General features: G+C 35.0%; 23 protein-coding genes and 1 other annotated feature. Of the genes, 18 read left to right on the forward strand and 5 right to left on the reverse strand.

What is annotated here, in order from left to right; all coding sequences use genetic code 11:
• Positions 1–2 precede the first annotated feature (2 nt).
• Positions 3–1,853 (reverse strand): transglycosylase domain-containing protein, encoded by a 1,851-nt coding sequence (locus BQ5367_RS03220; RefSeq protein ID WP_071441123.1) that lies wholly within the window; start codon positions 1,851–1,853, stop codon positions 3–5.
• 105 nt (positions 1,854–1,958) lie between these two features.
• Between BQ5367_RS03220 and BQ5367_RS03225 the strand changes: the two genes are divergently transcribed.
• The 4 genes from BQ5367_RS03225 to fba all read left to right on the forward strand — a co-directional run bounded on the left by BQ5367_RS03225 (position 1,959) and on the right by fba (position 4,240).
• Positions 1,959–2,333, forward strand: a complete 375-nt coding sequence (locus tag BQ5367_RS03225) for a DUF1934 family protein (protein WP_161940465.1) — start codon at positions 1,959–1,961, stop codon at positions 2,331–2,333.
• Positions 2,334–2,434: 101 nt separating this feature from the next.
• The gene (gene rpoE / locus BQ5367_RS03230; RefSeq protein ID WP_071441125.1) at positions 2,435–2,770 is read left to right on the forward strand and encodes a DNA-directed RNA polymerase subunit delta; all 336 of its coding nucleotides are present in this window, start codon (positions 2,435–2,437) and stop codon (positions 2,768–2,770) included.
• A gap of 165 nt (positions 2,771–2,935) precedes the next feature.
• Positions 2,936–3,292, forward strand: a complete 357-nt coding sequence (locus tag BQ5367_RS03235; RefSeq protein WP_071441126.1) for a hypothetical protein — start codon at positions 2,936–2,938, stop codon at positions 3,290–3,292.
• 81 nt (positions 3,293–3,373) lie between these two features.
• The gene (gene fba / locus BQ5367_RS03240) at positions 3,374–4,240 is read left to right on the forward strand and encodes a class II fructose-1,6-bisphosphate aldolase (RefSeq protein WP_071441127.1); all 867 of its coding nucleotides are present in this window, start codon (positions 3,374–3,376) and stop codon (positions 4,238–4,240) included.
• A 101-nt stretch (positions 4,241–4,341) separates the two neighbouring features.
• Here the strand turns inward: fba and BQ5367_RS03245 are convergent, their stop codons facing one another.
• A complete protein-coding gene (locus tag BQ5367_RS03245) occupies positions 4,342–6,114 on the reverse strand; it encodes a Na/Pi cotransporter family protein (protein WP_071441128.1) in 1,773 nt (590 codons plus the stop codon).
• Between the two features lie 246 nt (positions 6,115–6,360).
• Here BQ5367_RS03245 and rsmG point away from each other — a divergent pair, with 246 nt between their 5' ends.
• From rsmG to BQ5367_RS03310, 13 genes are all read left to right on the forward strand, one after another.
• Entirely contained in the window at positions 6,361–7,062 is a 702-nt protein-coding gene (gene rsmG / locus BQ5367_RS03250) for a 16S rRNA (guanine(527)-N(7))-methyltransferase RsmG (RefSeq protein ID WP_071441129.1), read from the forward strand.
• Between the two features lies 1 nt (position 7,063).
• The gene (locus BQ5367_RS03255) at positions 7,064–7,816 is read left to right on the forward strand and encodes a ParB/RepB/Spo0J family partition protein (protein WP_071441130.1); all 753 of its coding nucleotides are present in this window, start codon (positions 7,064–7,066) and stop codon (positions 7,814–7,816) included.
• Between the two features lie 9 nt (positions 7,817–7,825).
• The gene (locus BQ5367_RS03260) at positions 7,826–8,602 is read left to right on the forward strand and encodes a ParA family protein (protein ID WP_071441131.1); all 777 of its coding nucleotides are present in this window, start codon (positions 7,826–7,828) and stop codon (positions 8,600–8,602) included.
• Position 8,603: 1 nt separating this feature from the next.
• The gene (locus BQ5367_RS03265) at positions 8,604–9,482 is read left to right on the forward strand and encodes a ParB/RepB/Spo0J family partition protein (protein WP_071441132.1); all 879 of its coding nucleotides are present in this window, start codon (positions 8,604–8,606) and stop codon (positions 9,480–9,482) included.
• Positions 9,483–9,534: 52 nt separating this feature from the next.
• Positions 9,535–10,980 (forward strand): RDD family protein, encoded by a 1,446-nt coding sequence (locus tag BQ5367_RS03270; protein WP_161940466.1) that lies wholly within the window; start codon positions 9,535–9,537, stop codon positions 10,978–10,980.
• Positions 10,981–11,008: 28 nt separating this feature from the next.
• Positions 11,009–11,203, forward strand: a binding site (T-box leader).
• Between the two features lie 33 nt (positions 11,204–11,236).
• Positions 11,237–13,168, forward strand: a complete 1,932-nt coding sequence (gene metG, locus BQ5367_RS03275) for a methionine--tRNA ligase (protein ID WP_071441134.1) — start codon at positions 11,237–11,239, stop codon at positions 13,166–13,168.
• 51 nt (positions 13,169–13,219) lie between these two features.
• The gene (locus tag BQ5367_RS13785) at positions 13,220–14,815 is read left to right on the forward strand and encodes an N-acetylmuramoyl-L-alanine amidase (protein ID WP_071441135.1); all 1,596 of its coding nucleotides are present in this window, start codon (positions 13,220–13,222) and stop codon (positions 14,813–14,815) included.
• 17 nt (positions 14,816–14,832) lie between these two features.
• Complete coding sequence (locus tag BQ5367_RS03285) at positions 14,833–15,624, forward strand: cadherin-like beta sandwich domain-containing protein (RefSeq protein ID WP_071441136.1); 792 nt, start codon at positions 14,833–14,835, stop codon at positions 15,622–15,624.
• A 44-nt stretch (positions 15,625–15,668) separates the two neighbouring features.
• Positions 15,669–16,001: a hypothetical protein gene (locus BQ5367_RS03290; protein WP_071441137.1), complete on the forward strand. Its 333-nt coding sequence runs from the start codon at positions 15,669–15,671 to the stop codon at positions 15,999–16,001.
• Positions 16,002–16,200: 199 nt separating this feature from the next.
• On the forward strand, positions 16,201–17,643 hold the full coding sequence (locus BQ5367_RS03295; protein ID WP_071441138.1) for an IS200/IS605 family accessory protein TnpB-related protein: 1,443 nt from the start codon (positions 16,201–16,203) through the stop codon (positions 17,641–17,643).
• A 332-nt stretch (positions 17,644–17,975) separates the two neighbouring features.
• Positions 17,976–19,517 (forward strand): hypothetical protein, encoded by a 1,542-nt coding sequence (locus BQ5367_RS03300; protein WP_071441139.1) that lies wholly within the window; start codon positions 17,976–17,978, stop codon positions 19,515–19,517.
• Positions 19,518–19,653: 136 nt separating this feature from the next.
• Complete coding sequence (gene mnmG, locus BQ5367_RS03305; RefSeq protein ID WP_071441140.1) at positions 19,654–21,507, forward strand: tRNA uridine-5-carboxymethylaminomethyl(34) synthesis enzyme MnmG; 1,854 nt, start codon at positions 19,654–19,656, stop codon at positions 21,505–21,507.
• A gap of 59 nt (positions 21,508–21,566) precedes the next feature.
• On the forward strand, positions 21,567–22,046 hold the full coding sequence (locus BQ5367_RS03310; RefSeq protein ID WP_071441141.1) for an LURP-one-related/scramblase family protein: 480 nt from the start codon (positions 21,567–21,569) through the stop codon (positions 22,044–22,046).
• A gap of 58 nt (positions 22,047–22,104) precedes the next feature.
• Here BQ5367_RS03310 and BQ5367_RS03315 read toward each other — a convergent pair whose 3' ends face one another.
• From BQ5367_RS03315 to BQ5367_RS03325, 3 genes are all read right to left on the reverse strand, one after another.
• Entirely contained in the window at positions 22,105–22,686 is a 582-nt protein-coding gene (locus BQ5367_RS03315) for an HdeD family acid-resistance protein (protein WP_071441142.1), read from the reverse strand.
• Positions 22,687–22,731: 45 nt separating this feature from the next.
• Entirely contained in the window at positions 22,732–23,136 is a 405-nt protein-coding gene (locus BQ5367_RS03320) for an Hsp20/alpha crystallin family protein (protein ID WP_071441143.1), read from the reverse strand.
• Positions 23,137–23,599: 463 nt separating this feature from the next.
• Complete coding sequence (locus tag BQ5367_RS03325; protein WP_071441144.1) at positions 23,600–24,208, reverse strand: YigZ family protein; 609 nt, start codon at positions 24,206–24,208, stop codon at positions 23,600–23,602.
• 103 nt (positions 24,209–24,311) lie between these two features.
• On the opposite strand from BQ5367_RS03325, the gene BQ5367_RS03330 reads away from it, so the two are divergent.
• The gene (locus BQ5367_RS03330; RefSeq protein ID WP_071441145.1) at positions 24,312–25,166 is read left to right on the forward strand and encodes a DegV family protein; all 855 of its coding nucleotides are present in this window, start codon (positions 24,312–24,314) and stop codon (positions 25,164–25,166) included.
• Positions 25,167–25,168: the final 2 nt, after the last annotated feature.

The raw sequence follows: 25,168 nt of genomic DNA on the forward strand, positions 1-25,168 counted from the left end.
GGCTATTTTAAATACCAGTATTCGCTTCCTAAAAGTGATTCTTTACCCGTAATGGGATTTACTGTGCGAGTTTCAATGTTCTTGCTTTTTTGATACCAGCCTGATACTGTTTCATCTTTATAAAGTTCGTTAAATGTATTCTGGAATATTTTCTTTGATATTTGAAAATATTCCTCTTTTAATATACGTGCATCATCAAAACCGCTCCAGATACCAATCGTATAGTCGGGGTTATAACCAACGATCAAACTATCAAAATCACTGGTACCTGATTTCGCAGCCACTTTAACCATCGGTGCCGTATTAACAAGTGTTGGCATCGTAACCGTTTTATTTTTTATATCAAAGGTGCTTGTTAACAGCTGATTTAAAATAAGAACGGTATCACTGTCCAGATAGATCGATTTTGTATATTCATTTTCATACAATATGTTTTGATCCTGATAAATAGCTTTAATAAAAGATGGCTTTGTGTAATATCCCATAGAAGCAAAGGTATTATAAATAGATGTTAGTTCCATAAGGGACATCTCAACCGTACCCAGAGCTAATGAAGGAAGCGGTTCTGCCTGAATATGAAAAGCTTTGAGAGAATCGCTTAGAACATCCATTCCTAAGAATAAATGGGTTTTCATCGCATAAATATTATCAGAAACAGCAATTGCATTGATCATTGAAATTTCACGATTAGGATATCGGTTATCATAGTTGATAGGAGCATAGGTCGTATTTTCATCAATTTGAAAGGTCGTCGGTGATGACATAAAAAGCGTAGAGGGTGTAAAACCGGCACGAAGGGCATTGTAATACAATAATGGTTTGATCGTAGAACCTACTTGACGTTTCGAATAAAGAGGACGGATATATTCGCTTGTCGTGTAATTTTTACCGCCACTGATAGCTACGATCGATCCTGTTGCGGGATCTAAAATAATACCACTGCTCTCACAGGTATCATTGCTGGCATGTAAACGCAAAGAGGTGCTGAGTGCTTGCTGTGCCTTAGGATCATAAGCAGTATATACAGCAACACCGGATGAAGTATCGATTTTTAAATGATTCATTTCATCTAAGACTGCCTGGATATAATAGGAGGCATCTTCATCTTCATATTTCTCTTCTGCTAATGCAATTTTTTCATTTATTGCTTTCTCATATTCTTCTTTGCTTAAAATTCCTTCATCTTTAAGATAAGTTAATAAAAGATGGGTTCTATCTGTTGAAGCTTTTAAATCAATAAACGGTGAATACAAGGATGGACCATTGATAATTCCTATCAGCATGACCATCTGGGCCTGTGAACAGTCTTGTAATGGCTGATTAAAATAAAACTCACTGGCTTCATGAAAACCATAAATACTATGCCCAAAGTATAATGTATTAAGATAGCTTTCCAATATTTCTTCTTTACTATACTGCATTTCCATCTGGGCAGCATAAAAAAGCTCTTGCACCTTTCTTGAATATGTCTGCTGATTCGTTAGAAAAAGATTTTTTGCCATCTGTTGAGAAAGAGAACTTCCTCCTTCTATGATCTTATTGGCTTTTAAGTTTGTGATCATCGCTTTCGCAATGCGAATTGGATCGAAACCTAAATGACTGTAGAAACGTTTATCTTCGATCTGGATAATAAATTCAAGTAATTCATCAGGAAAATCATTCAAAGATTTCCATATTAACTGTTCATTAAAATTAGATTCATAAAATACTTCCTGATTCATATCATAAAGCGTAATCTTTTCTTTTTTAGATGTTAGATCTAAAGGGATGATTTTAGCACAGCAAAAAAATAACAAAAGAATGAAAAAAAGAAAACTGCATCCACCCAAAAACCATTTTATAGCTCTTTTCATAAAACACCTCATCATTATTATGTGAAAAAAAAGAAATTCTTAATCAAAAATATTGTATTCAGAAAAAGAATCGCTATAATGATATTCATGAAATATAAGGTCTTAGTGAAACAAAAAAATTTAAATACTAAAGAAGAGGCTCTTTTATGTAATGAAATTCTGGAACTGGAAAGAAATGTGTATGATTTTCATTTTTCTTTTGAAGAAAAAAAGCCATTTAATGGTAAGGTAGAAATAAAAGGAAATGAAAGTAACTGTACGATAAGCCGTAATGCTGAGAATAAATCAACATTGAATTTTGTTTTAAAACAAAAGACAAAAGGACAGATTGAAAGTGAATATGGAATGATGGAGATTGATCTTTATACTCGTCATTATGATCAAAAAAAAGAATCGATCGTGTTGATTTATGATGTCATGCATGAAGAAGAAGTGATTGAATCTTATCGAATGAGCATTAAAATCAAAAAAGTGGTATAGTTTGAAATTTGGCACATATTCTTATTACGAAAAGAAACTCTTGACAACACATGTAAAGCGTTGTATATATAGAAAAGTTAATGGAAGGGAGGAGGATTTACATGAAAGCATCAAAGCTTGATATTGCGTATAACCTACTGACAAAGAAAAAGAAACCCACACCTTTTTTAAAGCTATGGGAGGAGATTTCACAGATCGAAGCTTTAAGTCCTTCCCAACAGGAAGATATGATTGCGCAGTTCTATTCTGATTTATGTTTAGACAGCCGCTTCGTAAACATGGGTGAAAACAAATGGGATTTGAGAAGTCGTCATACTTTTAGTGAAACGGTCATTGATACTGCAGAATTTTTGGATGATGACAGCGATGAAGAAGATGAATTCGATTTAGATGACGAGGAAGAAGAAACAAACGAAAAAGAAGAAGATAAATATTAATGAGTAAGTATATAAGCAGAGTAGTTAGAGCTCTGCTTTTCTTATTTCTTGCTTTAACTTTGCAAGGAAATTGAGTATAATGAAAGTGTGTAAAAAGATAGCTTTAATATAATGAAATAATTTTTAAGAGTAAGTCATCATCGTTTGATTGAAAGGAGGAAAGGTATGGCTAATGGTGAAGCTGGAGCATTATTTTATCTATTTATTTATTTGGTATCATTGCTGGTGATTCTTGTTTATCCTTATATTGCATTGAGTAATTTTACTGAAAGAAAGAATGTTTTTTTGTTTTATTTATGTAATATAATTTTATTTATATTTATTTTGATAGCATCTGGTGAAGTATCGAATGATAGTACCGTGGGAACGATATTACGTTTATTGAGGGTGTCTTATCTTTTATTACCATTTTTATATTATCGATTCATTGAGCAATATAAAAAGAATCAAAGTTATTTTATGACTTATATTGGAATGAGTGTGATTCACTTTATTCTATATTTCAATTTTCTTATAAATTAAGATACTTTTTAAATTTCTTGCTTTAACTTTGCAAGGAAATTGAGTATAATAAAAGTGCGTAAAATAGAGGAGGAAGAAATTATGGCATTAGTTAGTGCAACAGAAATGTTAGAAAAGGCCCATGCTGGTCATTACGCTGTAGGAGCATTCAATATTAATAACCTTGAATGGACAAAAGCAATCTTACAGGCAGCACAGGAAACAAATTCACCAGTAATTTTAGGTGTAAGTGAAGGTGCTGGAAAATACATGGGTGGTTACAAGACAGTAGCTGCTATGGTCAAAGAATTGATCGATTATTTAGGAATTACAGTTCCAGTTGCTTTACACTTGGATCATGGTTCATTTGATGGTGCAAAGGCTTGTATTGAAGCTGGTTTCTCATCAGTTATGTTTGATGGATCAAAATATGATTTTGAAGAAAATGTTGCTAAGTCAAAAGAAATCATTGAATTAGCTCACTCAAAAGGTATCTCAGTAGAGTGTGAAGTAGGTGCTATCGGTGGTGAAGAAGATGGTGTTATTGGAACAGGTGAAGTTGCTGATCCAGAAGAATGTGCTAAGATTGCGGCATTAGGTGTTGATTTCTTAGCTGCTGGTATCGGAAATATCCACGGTAAATATCCTGCAAACTGGGCTGGTTTGAATTTTGATGTGTTAGCACAGATTCAGGCTAAGACAAATGGTAAACCACTTGTATTACATGGTGGTTCTGGTATTCCTGCTGATCAGATCGCTAAGGCTATTTCATTAGGTGTTAGCAAGATCAATGTAAATACAGAGTGCCAGATCGCTTTCGCAGAAGCTACTCGTAAATACATCGAAGAAGGTAAGGATCAGGTTGGTAAAGGATTTGACCCTCGTAAATTGTTAGCTCCAGGAACTGAAGCAATCAAAGAATTAGTAAAAGCTAAGATCGTAGAATTTGGTTCTAATGACAAGGCTTAATGAAAATGCATCGAAAGATGCATTTTTTCTATATTGGAACTTTTGATAGTTAGTTATGGATAATATATGAAATGAAAAAGATATGTCGTTTGACATATCTTTTAAGCTGTTTGTGTTTCTACACTTTCTGGGGAATATTTATTTAGATATAGAAGATAGTTTTCTTTGAAAGTTTCATTATTGTTTCGCATATTGCGTAGATATTCATGAAGGTTGATATCTTCAAGTGAAATATCAATCACATTGCGGGCAATGCTTGAGCAGTGTCTGGAAATACGTTCTAGATTGGTAAGAACATCTGTCCAGACGAAACCGGCTTCTATGCTGCATTCTTCACGCTGTAAACGCTGGATATGACGAGTGCGCAGCTCTTCTTTAAGTGTATCGATTGCCTGCATCAGCGGTTCAACCATTTCAGCGGCGTCGAGATCGTTTTTCATGAATGCAGTTTGTGTCAGATTTAAGATTTCTTCAATAGCCTGAATTAAAAGATTCATTTCGTTCTCAGCAGATTTACTAAGATGAAGATCTTTGTTTTTTAATTCTTCTGCTGATTCTAAAAGATTGACAGCCAGGTTTGAAATACGTTCAAAATCGCTAATGATCTTGAGAAGCTTAGCGGCTTCTGCACTGTCAGCTTCGCTGATCTGATGGGTGCTAAGCTTTACTAAGTAAGAACTTAGAATATCTTTATAATAATCTACACGTTCTTCTTTTTCACGTATATTTTCCGCAAGCTTTGAAGAGTATTTATCTAAGCTCTTTAGACTATTCTTTAATGCTTTCGCTGAGCATGTAAACATATCAGCAGCCACTTCACGGCATCTTTTCAAAGCGATAGGCGGCGTAGTAAGCAAACGTTCATCTAATTCAACAAGCTGATCATCTTCGGCATCCTTAGAATCAGGTACAAGGAAAATGACAAGTTTTTCTAAGAAGCTAGATAACGGCAGCATTAACATCGTACATAAGATATTGAAAGCAGAATGTGCTATGGCAATACCTACCAGTGATGCCGGCTGACTTAACAATACAGGGTTGAATAAAACCTTGATAATACAGAAGACACTTAGCCATACGATCGTTCCGATAACATTAAAGGAAAGGTGAACCAAAGCAGCTCGTTTGGCATTCTTATTGGTTCCAACCGAAGAGAGCAGTGCCGTTACGCAGGTACCGATATTCTGTCCCATGATGATTGGAATAGCAGCTCCATAGGAAACTTGTCCGGTAACAGCTAAAGCTTGTAGTATACCTACTGAAGCAGAACTGGATTGAATAATTCCTGTCAGGATGGCCCCAGCCAGCATTCCTAAAATTGGATTTTGGAAAGCGATGAACAGATTTCGGAAAGCTTCAACATCTGCTAATCCGCTAACGGCTCCAGACATCGTTTCCATACCAAACATAAGTGTCGCAAATCCAAGCAAGATCAGACCGGTATCATTTTTCTTCGTATTTTTGCTGAACATATAATAAATGACACCAATTACAGCCAGAATAGGTGTAAATGAAGAAGGCTTCAGCATTTGTACAAAGAAATTAGTACTGTCAATACCAGTAAGACTTAACAGCCATGCAGTGACCGTTGTACCGATATTGGCTCCCATGATCACATTGATCGCTTGTTTTAAGGTCATCAAACCAGAATTGACAAAACCAACGACCATGACAGTGGTTGCTGATGAACTCTGAATGACAGCAGTAATACCAAGTCCTGTCAAAAGTCCGATGATTCGATTCGAAGTCAGCTTTCCAAGAAGTGAGCGAAGATTGCTTCCGGCTCTTCTCTCTAGTGCCTGTCCCATGATGTTCATACCAAATAAAAATAGTGACAAGCCTCCAAGCATTGTTAAAAAGTCAAATATATCCATAATTTATCATTCCTTCAGTCATGTTTTATCAAATTTATTTAAAATAGTTATCAGTATTATGTAAAATAAAAGTAAAATAAACAGTTTTTTTGTAAAAATCAATTCATTTTAACGTATATTTTATGAAATATAACGTTTCTTATGAAATATTTATGAAAAGAAGAAAAACTTGATTTCAGTAAAATCATCACTTTTCTATTTTGATGTGGTAGGAATTTTGGTATAATAGGGTGACTGGAGGAATATATGGAAATAGTTGACCGCTTTGAGAAAAAATTAAAGGAACATCAGATAAACCTGAATGATATTCAGAGAAAACAGTTTGAAATTTATGCTTCTATGCTGACTGAGTGGAATCAAAAAATGAATTTAACCAGTATTACAGATGAAGAAGGAATCTATATGAAACATTTTTATGATTCACTGATTCCAAGTTTTGATATAAATTTTAAAGGAAGTTTATGTGATGTTGGAAGCGGTGCAGGTTTTCCAAGTATTCCTTTGAAGATCATGAATCCAGAACTGGATGTAACAATTATAGAAACATTAGGAAAACGAGTGACTTTTTTAAATGAGTTATGTCATGCTTTAGGAATTGAAGCAGTATTGCTTCATGCACGTGCAGAAGAATGTCATGAATTGAGGGAAACGTTTGATTATGTAACAGCAAGGGCCGTAGCTAATATGCCTTTATTATGTGAACTTTGTATTCCATTAGTTAAATTAGGGGGAAGCTTTGTGGTAATGAAAGGGGCTAACGGCAGAGATGAATTACAAGAAAGTCAAAAAGCGTTGACTCTTTTAGGCTGTGAAGTAAAAAATATATTTGAAACTTCACTTGAGGGGATGAGCCGTATCAATATTGAATGTGTAAAAGTAAAACCTACACCTAAAAAATATCCCCGTACATTTTCTAAAATGAAGAAGAATCCATTAAGAGGTGAGTAGTATGAAAGAGATATTGATGGTGCCTATTGAAAAGATCGTAGCCAATCCATATCAGCCAAGAATTGAATTTAATGAAGAAAGTCTGATGGATCTGGCACAGTCAATACGTGAAAATGGTCTGATACAGCCGGTAACATTAAAAGAAAAAGATGGTTATTATGAAATTGTTGCCGGAGAGCGGCGTTATCGGGCTTGTCAGATGATCGGCATGACAGAGATTCCAGCGAATGTCATGGATGTGCAGGAATCACAAATGGCCGCTTTGGCGTTAGTAGAAAATATCCAGCGTGAAGATCTAAGTGCGATTGAAGAGGCAAAGGCTTTTGTACAGATCATGAAGGTCACTGGCTGTACACAGAGTGAATTAGCTATGAAATTAGGGAAAAGTCAAAGTTCGATTGCTAATAAAATTCGTCTTTTGAATCTTTCTGAAAATGTTCAGAATGCCGTCAGCAGTAAAATCATTACTGAACGTCATGCTCGTTCTTTAGTCGGCATGGATGAAAAGAAACAGCAGGAAATGCTGGATAAGATCGTAAAAAAAGGATTGAATGTTTCACAGACTGAAAATCTGATCAAACAGGAAAAAAAGGATAAAGTAAAATTAAAAGGTTTTACAAGAGAAATTAAGATTGCGCTGAATACTGTACGGCAGGCTTATGCTATGATTCAGCGGGCAGGGATCAAAGCTAAATTAAGTGAGTATGAAGATGAAGATGGATATACGATGACGATCCATTTTCCAAAGGAATAGGGTGATCATATGGGAAAAATTATCGCAGTTTCAAATCAGAAAGGCGGCGTGGGTAAAACAACGACAAGTATCAATCTAGCGGCAGGCTTGGGATATTTAGGAAAGAAAGTGCTGCTGGTTGATTTTGATCCACAGGGAAATGCAACTCAAGGAGTGGGAGGCAGTGCTAAGGGAAATAAGCTTTCTGTTTATAATTTGATCATGGAGAAATTCCATGTCAAAGATGTCGTAAAAAAATTAGACTTTCCTCCTATTGATTTGGTTCCAAGTAATATTCAGCTGGCAGGTGCTGATTTACAGATGGTAAAATTTGAAGTTGGCAAAGAGAAGCTGTTAAAAACGAAACTTGATGAAGTTAAGGATCAATATGATTTTATTATCATCGATTGTCCTCCTTCATTAGGTTTATTGAATACAAATGCTTTGACAGCTGCTGATTCAGTGCTGATCCCTATTCAGTGTGAATATTATGCATTAGAGGGAGTGACACAGCTTCTTTTAACGATTCGTCTTGTCCAGCAGTTATTCAATCCTGATTTAGTGATTGAAGGAGTTTTGCTGACCATGTATGATGCACGTACGAATTTAAGTGTGGAAGTTCAACAGAATGTTCGCAAGCACTTTAAAGAAAAAGTATATCGTAATTATATACCACGTAATGTAAAATTATCAGAAAGTCCTTCTCATGGAAAGACCATATTTGAATATGATGTAAGATGTGATGGAGCAAAGGCATATGCAGGTCTTGCTAGTGAAGTTGTAAAACAGAATCAAAAGGAGGCATAGAATGGCAAAGAAAAGTAAACTTGGACATGGTCTGGAAGCAGCAACGCAAGGATTAGATGCGATCTTTGGTGAGAACATTACAGATTTGCTTGAAGATATTCAGCATAACAGCACTTCCGCAACTGAAATCAATGTCAATGAAATCAAGCCGAATCCTTATCAGCCTAGAAAGCAGTTTGATGAGAAAAAATTGCAGGAACTGGCTGATTCAATTGCCATCCATGGTGTATTTACACCGATCCTGGTAAAAAAAGCAGTATCCGGTTATGAATTGGTAGCGGGTGAGCGAAGGCTTCGTGCAAGTAAAATGGCCGGCAAAGAAACGATTCCGGCTATTATCGTTGATTTTGATGATGAAGCAATGATGGAAATTGCTTTGCTGGAAAATGTGCAGCGTGAAGATCTTAATGCTATTGAAGAAGCTCAAGGATATCAGAAAATCATTGAAAAACTGGATATGACACAGGAACAATTAGCTAAGAGAATTGGTAAAAGCCGTGAGCATGTGACGAATATGCTGCGTCTTTTAAAACTTCCTGAAGCTGTTCAGAAAATGGTTTTAGATGGAAAATTGTCAATGGGACATGTTAGAGCTCTTTTAGGAGTAGAAAATCAGGAGGATCTGATTCTTTTAGCGAATCAGGCTATAAAAGAACATTTAAGCGTACGTAAAGTTGAAGCATTGGTTAAGGAGATGAATGCTCCAAAAAAGAAAAAAACGGAGCAAAAAGAAGATCCGTTTATAGAAAGTTTAAATCATCGATTGGAAGATAAATTTCAGACAAAAGTTAAAATTGATGCAAAGCAAATTGTGATTTCTTATCATGGAGTTGATGATTTAAACAGAATCCTTGAAATTTTGGGCTGTTTGGACGAATAGTTTTGAAATATGAGCATCTATCGTATATAATAATAAAAGGAAGTGATTGATGATGAAAAAAAATATATTTTCAAGATTTATGGCAACATTGACTGATTTGGTCATTGCTCTTATACCTCTTTTAGTGTGGGACCTCATCATTTTCATAGTATTGGCTGGATTTTTGCCGGCATCGGTCATGACATTTTTAGATGATGTCATCCGTTATGTCATCTATGCATCTTTTGTCATTACAAATCCTTTTATTACGTATGTATATGGAAAAACATTGGGACAGAGTGTTTTTGATATTCATATTTTGACTATGTCGAATAAAAAGGCTTCACCAGCACAGCGTATGCTTCGTGAATTATTAGGCGGATTAGCATTTTTAGGATGTTTCTATATTTATCATGGGATAGGAATTCCTATTTATATTGTTTTAAATTTAATTGTGATTCTTTTGGATAAGAATTCAAGAGGCATCGCTGATTTTATCTGTCGTACAAAACCAATCAGTATTGCTGTGACTTCAGAAAAAGCAGATGATACGAAAAAAAAAGACGAAGTCGAAGAAGAGTTGCCCGTATTGGAAAAAGGTAAAAACTTTTATCATTATGATTTACATGCTCATTCTAAATATAGTGTCTATGGTATGGATACTGTGGAGGAAATCTTTCAAAAGGCAAGTGCTCTTGGTATTGAAGTTTTAAGTATTGCTGATAAGTTTAGTGTAAAGGCGAATTTTGAAGCAGAAGTCTTAAGTAAGCCTTATGGTATTTCTTATATTTCAGGTATTGAGATGGATTGTGAATATAAAGGTTATCCATTAACGATCTTAGGGTATGGTATTGATTATAAGAATCCATTGTTTGTTGAGATGGGAAATGAGCATTTGAAGCTGCAGCGTGGAGCATCTGTTCAGAGGATTGAAAAGTTTAAAGAGATCAGTGGCATTGACATGAACCTTTCAAGACTTATTAATCAAACAACAAGTGGAATTATTACTCCTGAGATGATCATTCAGGAAGTCTTGAAAAATCCATTGTATGAAGATGTTGAATTCTTAAAACCTTATCGTGAAGATGATGAAAATGCCTATCAGCATTTATATGCAGATTATTTTGCACCTAAGAAAGCTTGTTATGTGAATACGCCTTTGCCGTCATTGGAAAGTGTGCTAGAAACGATCAAATCAGCTGATGGTATTGCGATATTAGCTTATCCAAAGAAGAGCTGTGGTGATGATGTTGAGCTTTTAAAGGAAATACTTTCACAAGGTGTAGAGGGAATGGAGATCTTCTCTGCTTATCATGAAGAAGAAGATATTCAACGCTATCTGAAGGTTGCCCGTGAGTGTGCCTGCTTTGTAAGCTGTGGCAGTGATTACTATGGAGATAATGAATTGATGATTCAGTTAGGTGATTCTAAGGCTGAAAGCAAATATGAAAAACTTTTAGCGATCTTAATCAGTCGCTGTTTAAAAAAGAGTGAACCAAAAGTGAATGAAAAAGGTTGAAAAACCTAAAAAGTTCACCTATAATATGGGAAAGGTTATGACGAAAAGAGTAGTTTGTTTTTAAAGCATAGAGAGTGCTCGGGTGGTGGAAGAGTGCGTGAGAAAACAGATGAAGATGGCTTCTGAACCGCTTTTTCTAAGAGGGAAAGCCGTAACACGCGTTAAGTGAAAGAGGTGCAGGAATGCACGAATAAAGGTGGTACCACGAGATTTCGTCCTTTGACGGAATCTTTTATTTTTTTATGGAGGAGATTTTATGAATAGAGGAAAATACTATTTAACAACTGCAATTGCTTATACATCAGGAAAACCTCATATTGGTAATACTTATGAAATTATCCTTTCAGATGCGATTGCACGTTATCGTAGAAAACAAGGATATGATGTTTTCTTTCAGACAGGAACGGATGAACATGGTCAGAAAATTGAAGAAAAGGCCAAAGAAGCAGGCGTAAGTCCACAGGAATATGTTGATTCTATAGCTGAAGTCATCAAAGAAAACTATAAGTTAATGAATATCGATTATGATTATTTTGTACGTACAACGGATGATTATCATGTAAAGACAGTACAAAAGATATTCAAAAAACTATATGATCAAGGAGATATTTATAAAGGCAAATATGAAGGTTTATATTGTACACCTTGTGAATCTTTCTGGACAGAAAGTCAGCTTGTAGATGGTAAATGCCCTGACTGTGGACGTCCTGTTGTAAAAGCAACAGAAGAAGCTTATTTCTTTAATTTACAGAAATATGCACAACGTCTGATCGATCATATCGAATCTCATCCTGAATTTATTCAGCCAGAATCAAGAAAGAATGAAATGATCAACAATTTCTTAAAGCCTGGACTTCAAGATCTATGTGTATCAAGATCTACTTTTAAATGGGGCGTACCTGTAGATTTTGATGAAAAGCATGTTGTTTATGTATGGATCGATGCTTTAAGTAACTATATTACAAGTCTTGGATATGATCCTGATGGTAATCATGGTGAAAAGTATAAAAAATATTGGCCTGCAGATGTACACGTTATTGGAAAAGATATTTTACGTTTCCATACGATTTATTGGCCAATCATGCTGATGGCTTTAGGTGAACCATTGCCAAAACAGGTCTTTGGACATCCATGGTTATTAGTAGGTGATGGAAAGATGTCAAAATCAAAGGGTAATGTTATCTATGCAGATGAACTGGTACATTATTTTGGTGTTGATGCTGTTCGCTACTTCTGTTTGAGCGAAATGCCTTTTGCACAGGATGGTACGATTACTTGGGAATTAATGATCGAAAGAATTAATTCTGATCTGGCCAATGTATTAGGTAATTTAGTAAATCGTACGATTTCAATGACAAACAAATATTTTGATGGTGTGATCAGCAATCCTCAATGCAGTGAAGCAATTGATCATGAACTTATTGAATTAGCTTTAGAAACACCTAAGAAGGTTGAAAAGAAGATGGATGAGCTTCGTGTAGGTGATGCAATCAGTGAGATCTTTACTTTATTGAAACGCTGCAACAAGTATATCGATGAAACGACACCTTGGACATTGGCTAAAGAGGGCAAGACAGATCGTTTATCAACTGTTTTATATAATCTATTAGAATCTATCCGTATCGCAGCTGTTCAGCTGAGTGCTTACCTTCCAGAAACAGGTGAGAAGATATTAAATTCATTGAATACCCAGCAAAGAACTTTTGAAAGCTGTGAGACATTTGGTAACTTAGAATGTGGCATCAAGGTAGTTGAAAAACCAGAAATCCTATTCGCTCGTATTGATGAAAAAGAAATGCTGGAAAAGATTGCAGCTGATCATGCTGCTCCTAAGCAAGAAGAACCTAAAGCTGAAAAGAAAGAAGAGATTACGTTTGATGATTTCTCAAAGCTTGAGCTGAAGGTGGGCGAAGTTCTTTCGTGTGAAAAACATCCAAAAGCAGATCGCCTTTTAGTTTCACAGATTGACTGTGGCAATGGTGATGTTCGTCAGATCGTCAGTGGCATTGCCGATCACTTTACACCTGAAGATATGAAAGGCAAAAAAGTTATTGTTGTAACTAACTTAAAACCTGCTAAGCTAAGAGGTGTTGAAAGCCAAGGTATGATTTTAGTAGGTGAAACATCAGATAATGAAAAGCTGGCATTAGCATCATGTGATTTGCCTAAAGGAAGTATTGTAAGATAAAACCGCTTAAATGCGGTTTTCTTTTTAAGCAAACTATTTTATAATGAAGGTATGAAAAAAATCATTTATTTATTATGTGTTTGTTTGGTTATTTCTTTATTTACAGGTCATGCTTTCGCAAATGAAGAAGAGGGGGAAGAAAACGGATATGAGTATTGGGAACTTGTAACAGATCCTAGGCTGCGTTTTGAAGGAAGACATGAAAGAGATGGGGAATTTTATCTTGTCAAAGATAGTGATCCTGCTCGTACGCTGATTGAAGCAACTCATTTAAGTGTTCGCTGGGAGAATGGAAGTGGTATCGTCAAATACTTTACAAAAAAAGATGGCAGTCAGCTACGAATCGTTAAGAATCCGAATAATGGGGATTATGTTGAAATACAGGCGGTATCTATTGACACACAGACAGTCACATTAACAAAAGATTGCATGGGACATAAGGTACCATTAGAATACCATGCTTTTGAGACTGGTGAAATTATCAAAGCAGGTACTTATCAGGTGAATAAGATTGGTGTTGGATGGATCGGTATTGTTAAAGAAGATGGTACGAATGTATGGGTCAATCCAAATCGTGATAGTGATTATAACTATGTAAGTGGGAAATTTACATTTTTTGAAAGTGATGTGCAGACATTAAGTGTTTCCCAAATCAATGGCATTCCTGTTAATACTAGCTATATGATTCCTAATTATAATCGAGTTGTACGACCAGGATATTCAAATGTACCTTTATATGTAACGATACATAACACTGCAAATACCAGTAATGGCGCAGATGCCTTGGCACATGCACAAATTCAATACAATCGACGTAATTCAGCCGATATTTGGACAAGCTGGCATTTTCAAGTAGATGATCATTCAATCTATCAGAGTGTTCCAATGGATGAAGTGGCTTGGCATGCAGGAGATGGATCCATGATGGGAAATGGGAATACGATTGCGATTGAAATCTGTGAAAACAATGATGGTAATTATGCTCAGGCAGAAAGAAATGCAGCTTATTTGACAGCTCAGATTCTTTATGAGAATGGAATGCCAAGAGATGCGATACGTAAACATGGCGACTGGTCGGATAAAAACTGTCCGCATAATATCAATGATGGTACAAAAGGTACGATGGGTTGGGAAGCATTTGTACAGCTTGTAGGACAGATCTATGATCAATTGGCAGAAGAAGATCAGGAAATTGAAGAGATACCTTCAGAATTTGTGGAGTTTATTGGAAAAACAGGATATAAGAATGAAGGAAATATTCTTTATAACATTTCTGTTGATACTCAGGTAGGAAGCTTTGTGGATGAAATGAAAAAAGCTGATGAAACAGCCGAAATAACCATTATGAATGCAAATGGAAATGTGCTGGATAATGGATGCTTGATGACTGGCTACAAAATGGATGTAATACTTAAGAATGGTGAAACAGAACAAAAATGTACCTTTATTCTTTCAATAAAGGGAGATGTCAATGGCGATGGAAAAATATTACCAACCGATTATGTGCTAATAAAAAACCATATTATGAAAACTGGAGCGAGGTTGAATGGTGCATATGCAAAAGCTGCTGATTATAACGAAGATGGGAAAATATTGCCGACAGACTATGTAAGAATTAAAAATTATATAATGAATAAAAATTCATGAGAGGGAGAGAATTCATAATGAAATGGGTAAAAAATTTTGTTTTAATAGTTATAGGGGTATTTCTTTATCTGGGGACTATAACGCCGATAAAAGCTGCAGCTTTTTCTATGAGTGCTTCAACAAATACAGTTTCTCCAGGAGGAACCTTTGTCGTTACACTTAGTGGAAATGTAACAGGTAATGTTTTTATCAATGTTGAAAATGGAACTGCTTCAGAGAGCCAGATTTGGATTGAAAATAACTCTATTTCTGTAACGATTACAGCAGGTTCAAGTGGGGTTGTAAGGGTTAGAGCAACTCCTGGTGAAGGACTATCAGATCCACAGGGAAATGCTGTTGCGGATACAAGTAGTGCTAGTGTTTCAGTAACAATTCAACAACCAACTTCTTCTAATTCATCAAGACCATCAACGCCAAGTTCATCGAATTCTAAGCCAGTAAAAACATTTAATTTAAATCTTAGCAGTATTCAGGTGGATGGAGCTGTTTTATCGCCAGATTTTTCAGGTGATACCGTAGATTATAGTGTTGAATTACCTAAGGGAACAACATCTGTAACGATCAATGCTACTGCTGCTGATTCTGAAGTTTCTATTCAGGGTGTTGGAGAGCATGAGGTTCATGAAGGTAATAATGTTATTGAATTAACGACCCATCATTCTGAAACAAGTACGACAAAAACTTATCGTATTCAAGTATATGTAGAAGAAGAACCAAAGGTCTTTCTGACGCATAACAATATGGAGCTAGGAGTTTATCCAAGCTTTCATGGCAGTGAAGCGTTAGAAGGGTTTAATATCTACCTATAACGATAGCTGGAAGAACATTTATTTCCTTGGAAATACCAGATGATATGAAAAATATGACAGGTCTTATCCAACAGCAAATTACGATAGATGATGTTGAATATGACGGATGGGTCTTTGAAGATGAAACTTTCAGTAACTATTCTTTGTTATATTTAATGGATGAAAAAGGGGATATACATCTGTATCAGTATGAATCTACTGAAGGTGTCATTCAGCTGTACTCAGGTGCTGCTGCCCTTAAACAAGAGAGTGTAGATGAAATGAGCAATGAATTAAATATGATGAGAATAGCTTTAATTGCAGTGAGTGTTATTGCGATAATTATATTAGGTGTAGGCTTCTATTTCTATAAAAAGAAATTGTCATTACAGCATTAAGATCCTTAATTGGATCTTTTTTATATATTAGGAAATTTCATTTTTGATTGATAGAAAGATGATAAAAGAAAATAAAAAAAGTTAAGTGTGATTTATGTTATGATAATATATATCATCAATTTGAAATTATAGTATCATTATAGTTATTAATATGATATAATATATGTACAAAACATCTCATTTCTGTCAAGGAGGCATCATGAAAGTCTTTTCTCTTTCCAACCGTTTCTATTACCGCGAATTCCCTGATCTGAAGAACACCGTTCTTCATGATCTTGCTGTCTATAACCGTGTCCTTCATAAGGCCTATAAATGTCTTTACGATCGTGCCTATAAGGGAGCCGCGTTTAAGGACAGCGAGCTTCACCAGCTTCTTAAAAAGCAGTTTCATCTCAATGACTATATCCCTCTGTCTGCTGTCCATGAAGCCAAGGCCCTGCTAAAGGCTAATGCTGCCTTGAATAAAAAACTGATCCAGAAAACAGAAAAAAGAATGAATAGGATCGGAATGAAGATCAGAGAAAAGGAAACGGAACTGGAAAAGGTCATCTGTGAAAAGGAAAAGATGATCCGGAAAACGAAACTGCATGGAACTACAGAAAAGGACTATCTGTATGAAGCAACTGTGATCGATCCTAAAATAAAGAATCTGAAGAATCAGATCAAACTATTAAAGTATCGGTTAACAGGAGAAAAGCAGAAAAAGGAAAGATTCATGGAAAAGCCGAAAAGCGTATGCTTCGGAGGAAGGAAGAATCTGAAGCATGATATGGATACCTACCGCTATAACCGCAGAAAAAGGATGCTGATCTGCGGAAGAAGGCAGGGAAAGTACGGCAATAATCTTTTCAAATATCATATCGATGAAGGGGTTCTTGTCTACCGGGGAATCAGACAGGAAATAAGGATGCCGGTTGTTTTTCATCAGCACAGGGAGCATATAGAAAGAGCAGTAAGAATGAAGCACAATACTCCCGGGAAGGCCATTGCGTATGAGCTGTATGATCATGGAGAATATTTTATCATCAAAGCAATTGCTGAATATCCTGGCGAGCCGGTATTACCATCCGGCAGAGGAAGTATCGGAATGGATATCAACAGGGATCATATAGCGCTGGCAGAAACCGACAGAAAAGGGAATCTGGTAAAGGCATGGAGGATTCCGTTGAAAGAAAGAGGAACAAGGAACCAGAGGGAATATGAAAGGTATGTGGCAGTGAAACGGATCGTAGAGGAATGTGCGGGCAAGAAAAAGAATCTGATCATGGAAGATTTAGAATTCGAGAGGAAGAAAGAAGAGAGCCTGTACAGGGACAGGAACTATAACCGGATGCTGGGAACATTTGCATATAAGAGGCTGGAGGAGAAGATTGAAAGGAAATGCATGGAAAAAGGAGTATATTTAAGGAAGGTGGATCCAAGGCACACAACGCAGATCGGGAAGCTGAAATATGCGAAGCGGCTAGGGCTAAGCATCCACCACAGTGCAGCGTATGTGATTGCAAGGAGGGGAGAAGGGTACCGGGAAAGGATACCGAACGAATATCATGAATACAGGGAATGGAAAGAAGTGATCAGGGATCTGGGGAAAGCGACATTGGAGGAATGTCAGAGAACTCCCTATTTATGCCTGTTCAGATAGAAAAGAAGCAGGACCCGGCAGTCATGCGATTCACTGGAAGATGGAAGCATGGCAAAGGGATGGAATCCTGCCAGAAAAAAATAATAAGCTGACACTGGAACATTTCGCCAATGCCTTACGCTTCAGAGAGGAGCAAAAGAAGGAGATGTGAAGGTGCCGGTGGAACCACGCCGCTAGAAAGGCAGGTGGGTATGCAGATAGGGAGTCGCTTATTTGCATATGATTTTGGTTACAAAATCATTTTCTTGATTATTTGCACTTATTGATAAAAATGTTATACTTAAATTAGGTTTACAAAATTCATAACATATAATAATCAAGGAGTAAAAATTATGAAGATGCATGATGAAGTAAAATATCTGAAAAAAGATTTTGTTTATGAACAATATACTCGGATCGTAGAAAATTTTAAAGACTACGAAAAGATATCTAGAGTAAAGATGTTAGATGAAATTTATGATGTTTACAGCAATTATCATAATATAATTGATATATGCACTACAAAAGAATTAAAGTATTTAGAAATGCTCTTAAAAGATTCAAAACAGGTAATGAAGAAAAAATATGACGGGGAAAGAACTCAACTATATAAGAAGTTTTTAATATATTCCAGGAGGGATAACTATTCAATTCCGGAAGAAATACTGGAAAATGTGAAAGAAGCTATTGATCATGTCAATTGGAATGAGAAAAAGAAAGTAGATGATCTGAATGAATTATTAGTGGGTTATTGTAAAATACAGGGTTCTTCTTTACTTCAGACAGTTGCTTCGCTTGGATCGAGTATTACAGGCATAAAAGAGGAAGTATTATGGAATTTTATGTTATGTAATAAATTGTTTAATTATTATGTGCTTATTTACAGCAAAGATATTGAAAGTTTAGGCAAAGATATCTTGGTTGCGGTACATCAGGATTTTTATGAAATTGAAGATGAATTGGATCATCAAAGACAGTTGCAGGGTTTATCAGGTGGTAAGCAAATAGATTTAGGTATTTATAGAAGATTATTTTATAATGATTTTGATATTGAAAATCCTAAGATAAAGAAGTTTTTAGATGAATTGAATAACTTGCCTTTCTTTTCATTTTCAGCAATTCAGCCAATTCGAGAGTATGCCATGTTAAATCTTGATAGAAGTACTTTAAAAGAATCATTTCAAAATACACCTGCACTAAAACATATAGACTTAACTGATTTCTTTACACTTATGGATGAAGCCATGGATGAAATGCCTTCTGGAGCATTGAATGGGTTCACGCCTAATGAGGCTAGAAAAATTACTTCTAAGATTATTGAAATGAGAATAAAAAAAGATCAAAAATATAAAAAACAAAAGAATGCCCGTTTATCGGAAAAAGACTCAGATCTATTTTATAAAATTTATTTTGCTTTACTTGAATTTACAAATAACAAATATAAAATAAAGCCATTCTTAAAAATATATAATCAAATGGGTAATGATTTATATGTGATGAATGATATCATTGAAAAATTTTGGGATAATAAAGAAGCGATTATTATAGAATTCTGTTTCAAAAATCCATTTAAATTTAGTAAAGAAGAATTAAAAACTACAAGTGAAATGGCAAAAGGTTTTAGAGATACATTTGTGATTGTCAAATATGATTTAGAATATACAGCCTTTATGAATAGAGAGAAAGTGTATATGGTAAAAGGATTGAAAAGTAACATAGATGATATTATTTCATATAAACAATTACCATATATAGTTACTACTTCAATTATGCCATTTAAGAACGTTTTAATTTATGATGGATTACTTATGAGTCATAGGATTGATTTTGGCTACAATTTTGAAGAAATAATAGAAAATGATTTTAAACGTATGCCTAAGTGTTATCGGTTATAATGTAGAATAGTTTCATTAAAAAGTAGGAATATAAAGATTGTTCTATAATATAAGATCTATAGGATAGCTTTGTACTTCATACTTTTTTTTCTATTCTAAAAGTGGTATGATAGTTGAGCTAAGTTGAGGTGATTGGATGGTTGATGTACTTGTATTAGGTGGTGGACATGCGGGAGTAGAAGCTGCATTAGCGTGTGCCCGTATGAAACAAAAGACAATGCTTTTAACGATGCATATCAATATGATTGCATCTATGCCTTGTAATCCAAGTGTAGGTGGACCTGCCAAAGGAATCGTTGTACGTGAAATTGATGCTTTAGGTGGGGAAATGGGTAAGGCAGCTGATCATACTGCTCTACAGCTAAAAATGTTGAATACGAATAAAGGACCGGGTGTACAGTCATTGCGTGTACAGTCGGATAAGCTTGCATACCGGAAATATATGCAGGATGTTTGTCTACATACTGACAACCTGGAAGTGAAGGAATGTATTGTTGAAAAAATAAATTTTAAAGATAAAAAAGTAACAGGTGTTACATTAAGTGATGGCAGTGTAATTGAATGTAAAGCACTTATTCTAACAAGCGGTACATTTATGAGCAGTAATATTTTAGTTGGACATACATCAACTGAATCAGGACCTGAAGATGAACCAACAACAAAAAACTTATCTCAAAGCTTAAGAGATCAGGGAATCCGAACATTCCGTTTAAAAACAGGAACGCCAGCACGTGTATATACAGATTCCATAGATTTTTCAAAGACAGAGGTACAGCCGGGAACAAAAGACTTTGTTTGTTTTTCTTATGATACAAAAAAAGAAGATGTGCTTCCTTATGAGAAACAATGGAATTGTTATTTGACCTATACAACTCCTTTAACACATCAGATCATTCAAGATAATTTACAGAAAAGTGCGATGTATTCAGGTTTAGTAAAAGGAGTGGGACCACGTTACTGTCCGTCTATTGAAGACAAGATCGTACGTTTTGCCGATAAAGAAAGACACCAGATTTTTTTAGAACCTGAATCAAAAGATTTAGATACGACCTATATTCAAGGTTTTTCAACTTCTATGCCTCATGATGTTCAGGAAAGAATGCTGAAAAGCTTACCGGGTCTTGAGAATTGCCGCATCAAAAAATATGCCTATGCTATCGAATATGATGCTATTGATCCTTTACAGTTAAAGCCAACATTGGAATTGAGAGAAATTGAAAATTTATTCTGTGCTGGACAGATCAATGGTACAAGTGGTTATGAAGAAGCGGCTGGACAAGGATTAATGGCTGGCATCAACTGTGCTTTAAAGCTACAAGGAAAAGAACCATTGATCTTAAACCGTGATGAAGCTTATATTGGAGTTTTGATTGATGATTTAGTTACCAAAGGAACAAAAGAACCTTATCGACTTTTAACTTCTAGGGCTGAATATCGTCTTCTATTACGTCATGATAATGCAGATGCCCGACTGAGTGAAAAGGGGTATGCCGTTGGTCTTTTGCCTAAGCATAGAATTGATGCTTATCGAAAGAAACAACAAGATATCCAGGAATATACTGAAAAACTATCCATGATACGTTTTACACCTAAGTCCTCTGTATCTGAATATCTTCAGGAAAATGGTTTTGATGCCTTACATGATGGCATGAGTGCACTTGAACTGTTACGACGTCCTAATATTACGATTCGAGGCTTATCACCCTATATGGATTTAGAGATTTCTGATGAAGTAGCAAAGCAGATTGAAATTGAAGTAAAGTATGCTGGGTATATCGCAAAAGCAAAAAAGGAGGCAGCTCGTCTTCAATCCATGGAAAAAGTAAAGCTCATCAATATAAATTATGATGAAGTAGAAAACCTTTCATTAGAAGGAAGAGCTAAGTTAAAGGCAATACAACCCTTCACTTTAGGACAGGCAAGTCGTATTTCAGGGGTGAATCCTGCTGATATAGCTGTATTAGCAATTTATCTGAAGCAACGCAAATAACAAATATGTAATTCTATTTTCAAATGATTTTGTTATAATAAAATTATAGGAGATAGAGAATGAAAAAATTGTATATTAAACAGAAATTTCTAACATTAACGGATACTTATGATATTTATGATGAATCGGGTTATCCAAAATATTTTGCCAAATGTGATTTTACATTTATCCTTCATCAATTGAGAATTTATGAGGGTGATGTTCAGTTTGGACATGTAGAACAGCATTTCAAATTTTTTGAACCAGAATTTTCCTTTTATTTAAATGATGAGAAAATTGGAAATATCGTAAAAGAGATTTCTTTCTTTAGACCTAAATATTATTTAGATTTTAATGACTGGCGTATAGAAGGTGATTTATTCGGTCTGGATTATGAAGTATTTGATGGTCAGGGTAATACGATCATGACTTTTTCTAAGGAATTATTTCGATTTACAGATCAGTATTGTCTGACAATATATGATGACATAAATGAAAAATTATGTCTGTTGATAGCATTAGCTGTTGATATGGCTGTATGCTCTCAAAATAATAATTAACTGCAGTTACCTGCAGTTTTTTAGTGATAGGAATTATATTTTATATGAGAAAATTTAATTAATATATTTTTTTCATATTGATTGCATCTATTAATAAAGTTATACCATCAATAATCAAATAAGCCGCTAAAACATAATTAATAATAATGGCAGATGTCCATGGAAGGATAAGAAAGATAATTGAAAGAAGAATAGTAATGATACCACTGAAAGTATATGCACTTGTATTGATCATTCCAAAGAAACTAAATCTTCTTGAAAAAGCAATCTTCTCAGCTCCATAAAACATCAATATGATCGCAAACATAAATGTTAAAGTAACGGCAGTTATTGCTGAAGGTGTTTTCAGCAGTAAGATACCAAATAAAATATTGATGATGCCTGTAATAATACTGATAGGCTCTTTAAAATAGGAAGAAGTCAAACAATAATTAATAATTGAGTAAATTCCAAATCCAATAATGATGACAGATACGATCGTTTTCATGACATCAAATGTTTGAATAGGATAAAAGATACAAGCTGCACCTATGGCAATCATCACCAGACCTAGTAATAAACAGATCCAACGCATTCTTTTCACTTTTCTATTCCAATTTAATTTAAATTCTTCTTCAAAATCAAAATCCCGATAAAACATAAATGACGCCTCTTTTCACAAAAAGCCAACATAAGTTGGCTTTAATTACTGGATTTCAATATATTTCTTTTCCTCAGCTTTCTTAATGCCAGTCTTAGGAAGTGATACCTTTAATTCACCATTATTGAATGAAGCTTTGATATCCTCTTCTTTCATATCACCGACATAGAAGCTACGACTGCAGCTGCCTTGATAACGTTCACGACGAACGATATGACCTTCATCATCTTTGACATCATTATCAGTATTCTTATTAGCACTGATCATAAGATATCCGTCTTTCAATTCCATACGAATATCTTCTTTGTTGAAGCCAGGCAATTCCATGCTTAATTCATATTCATTTTCTTTTTCTATAATATCAGTTCTCATGTTATTGCCAGAACGGCTCATAAACGGATCATAGAATAAATCATCAAATACAGTATTCATTGTTGGGTAGAATTTCATAAAACATCGCCTCTTTCTTTTTGATCTCAGTGATAACGCTGGGATATAAAATTCATACCTGAGTTAAGGCTTTTCCTTAACTACGATTATATTATATCACACAATTTAGCACTGTCAATATAAGAGTGCTAAAAATTTTAAAATTTTCTCTTGCATAATTTCTTTCTTGATCTGCTTCCCCTGATCATCTTATTCGATAGTCTTGTAAAAAAGCAGGAAATCTGTTTTATGATTTCCTGCCTATGCTTGATTTAGTTGTATTATTAGGGAAAGTAATGCCCTCTATTGAAACTGACAATTTCATATTCAATGCCTTCAGAATCTTTGAAAAAAAGAGCATAATAATCCGAACAGTATTCTGGATAATACTGTGGAGAATGAATGATTTGTGCGGGAAGTTCTTCAATAATAGGCTGCATATTTCCTTTTTGATGTTCAAAGTACATTTGTTATATAAAAATAGCTATATTTCGCATTCAATGGTTCGTTCTTTTTGATATAGATTGATGATTTTTCCTTTGCTCATTTCCATGAGTTCATCTGTAATATCATGTTCACAGATATAGGTATAGGAAACTTTTTCTTCATACTGTTTATCAAGTATCTGAATATTATTTTTAGAAAAGTAATAGTCTAAAGGTCCAATTAGATCATAAGAAAAAGTGCAAATGTATTCCTGCATCTTTTTAGCTTCAACAAGGATAGCATCTTCTAATGCGAGTGAGATGCTTTTAGAATAAGCACGGATCAGACCACCAGCCCCAAGTTTGATACCGCCAAAATAGCGAACTACGACTGCTACGATATTCTGCATATCATTTTTTCTTAGACATTCAAGCATAGGAACACCTGCTGTACCGCTGGGTTCACCATCATCACTGCTTCTTTGAAATTCATTGTGAGTGCCATAAATAAAGGCACTGCAGTGATGATTCGCATTAGGATGCAGCTTTTTGATTTTGGTGATGTACATTTTAGCCTCTTCTTCATTTTCAATCCGTTCCAGATATGTGATAAAGCGGCTTTTTTCGATTGTAAATTCATGAATGACTTCTTTTTTGATTCTTGGCATGTCCCTATTATAACAAAATCTGCTCTTCATTCAAAGAGTTTAAAATTGCTTCATTTAAAGAAATGTTTGGTGTATAATAAAGAGCAGAAACGAGGTAAATAGAATGAAAGTTGCTTTTATTACAGATAGTTCATGTGGGGTTCATCCAGATAAGATGAAAGAAAAAGGAATTATCAGTCTGCCTTTGCAGATTGTACTTCCAGATCAGGAAAATGCATTATTAGATTTTGTTGATGCACCTTTAGAAAAGATTTATGAATATATTGAACAAGGAATCATGATGAGTACATCAATTCCGCCATTGGGATTGATCAATCAGACATTCAAGGAATTAAAGAATGAGGGTTATGATGCTGTTTTCTGTATTCCTATCAATCCAGGATTAAGCAGCTGTTACAATGCATTGCGTTTATCAGCTGAGGAAATGGGATTGGAATATATCCATGTAGATGTTCATACAACAGCTGAATTACAGCTTTATGCCATTACACGTGCAAAAGAAATGTATGATGAAGGAAAAGATATCTATGAAATTAAAAGTGTTATTCAAGAAATGGCGGATGCAGGTATGACTTTTGTCATTCCAAATGATTTAGATCATTTGAAAAAAGGTGGACGTCTAACACCATTGGCGGCTACATTAGCGGGGCTTTTAAAGATCAAACCAGTATTGAAAATCGATGCCAGCTGTGATGGAAAGATTGATGTATTTGATAAGATCAGAACTTTTAATAAAGCTGTCGATCGTGTTGTGAAAGAGTTAAAGGATCGTGGTGTTGATGAAAGCTTTATTCTTCGTGTAGCTCAAAGTAATGGAATGGAACATGCACTTTTGACGAAAGAAAAGCTACAGGAAGCTTTCCCAAATCATGAAATCAGGATCGTTCCTCTTGTAAGTGTCATTTCTGTTCATACAGGACTTGACTGTATTGGTATTCAAGCATTTAAGAGAATTTAAAG

This window comes from Traorella massiliensis (assembly GCF_900104665.1).
Taxonomy (GTDB): domain Bacteria; phylum Bacillota_I; class Bacilli_A; order Erysipelotrichales; family Erysipelotrichaceae; genus Traorella; species Traorella massiliensis.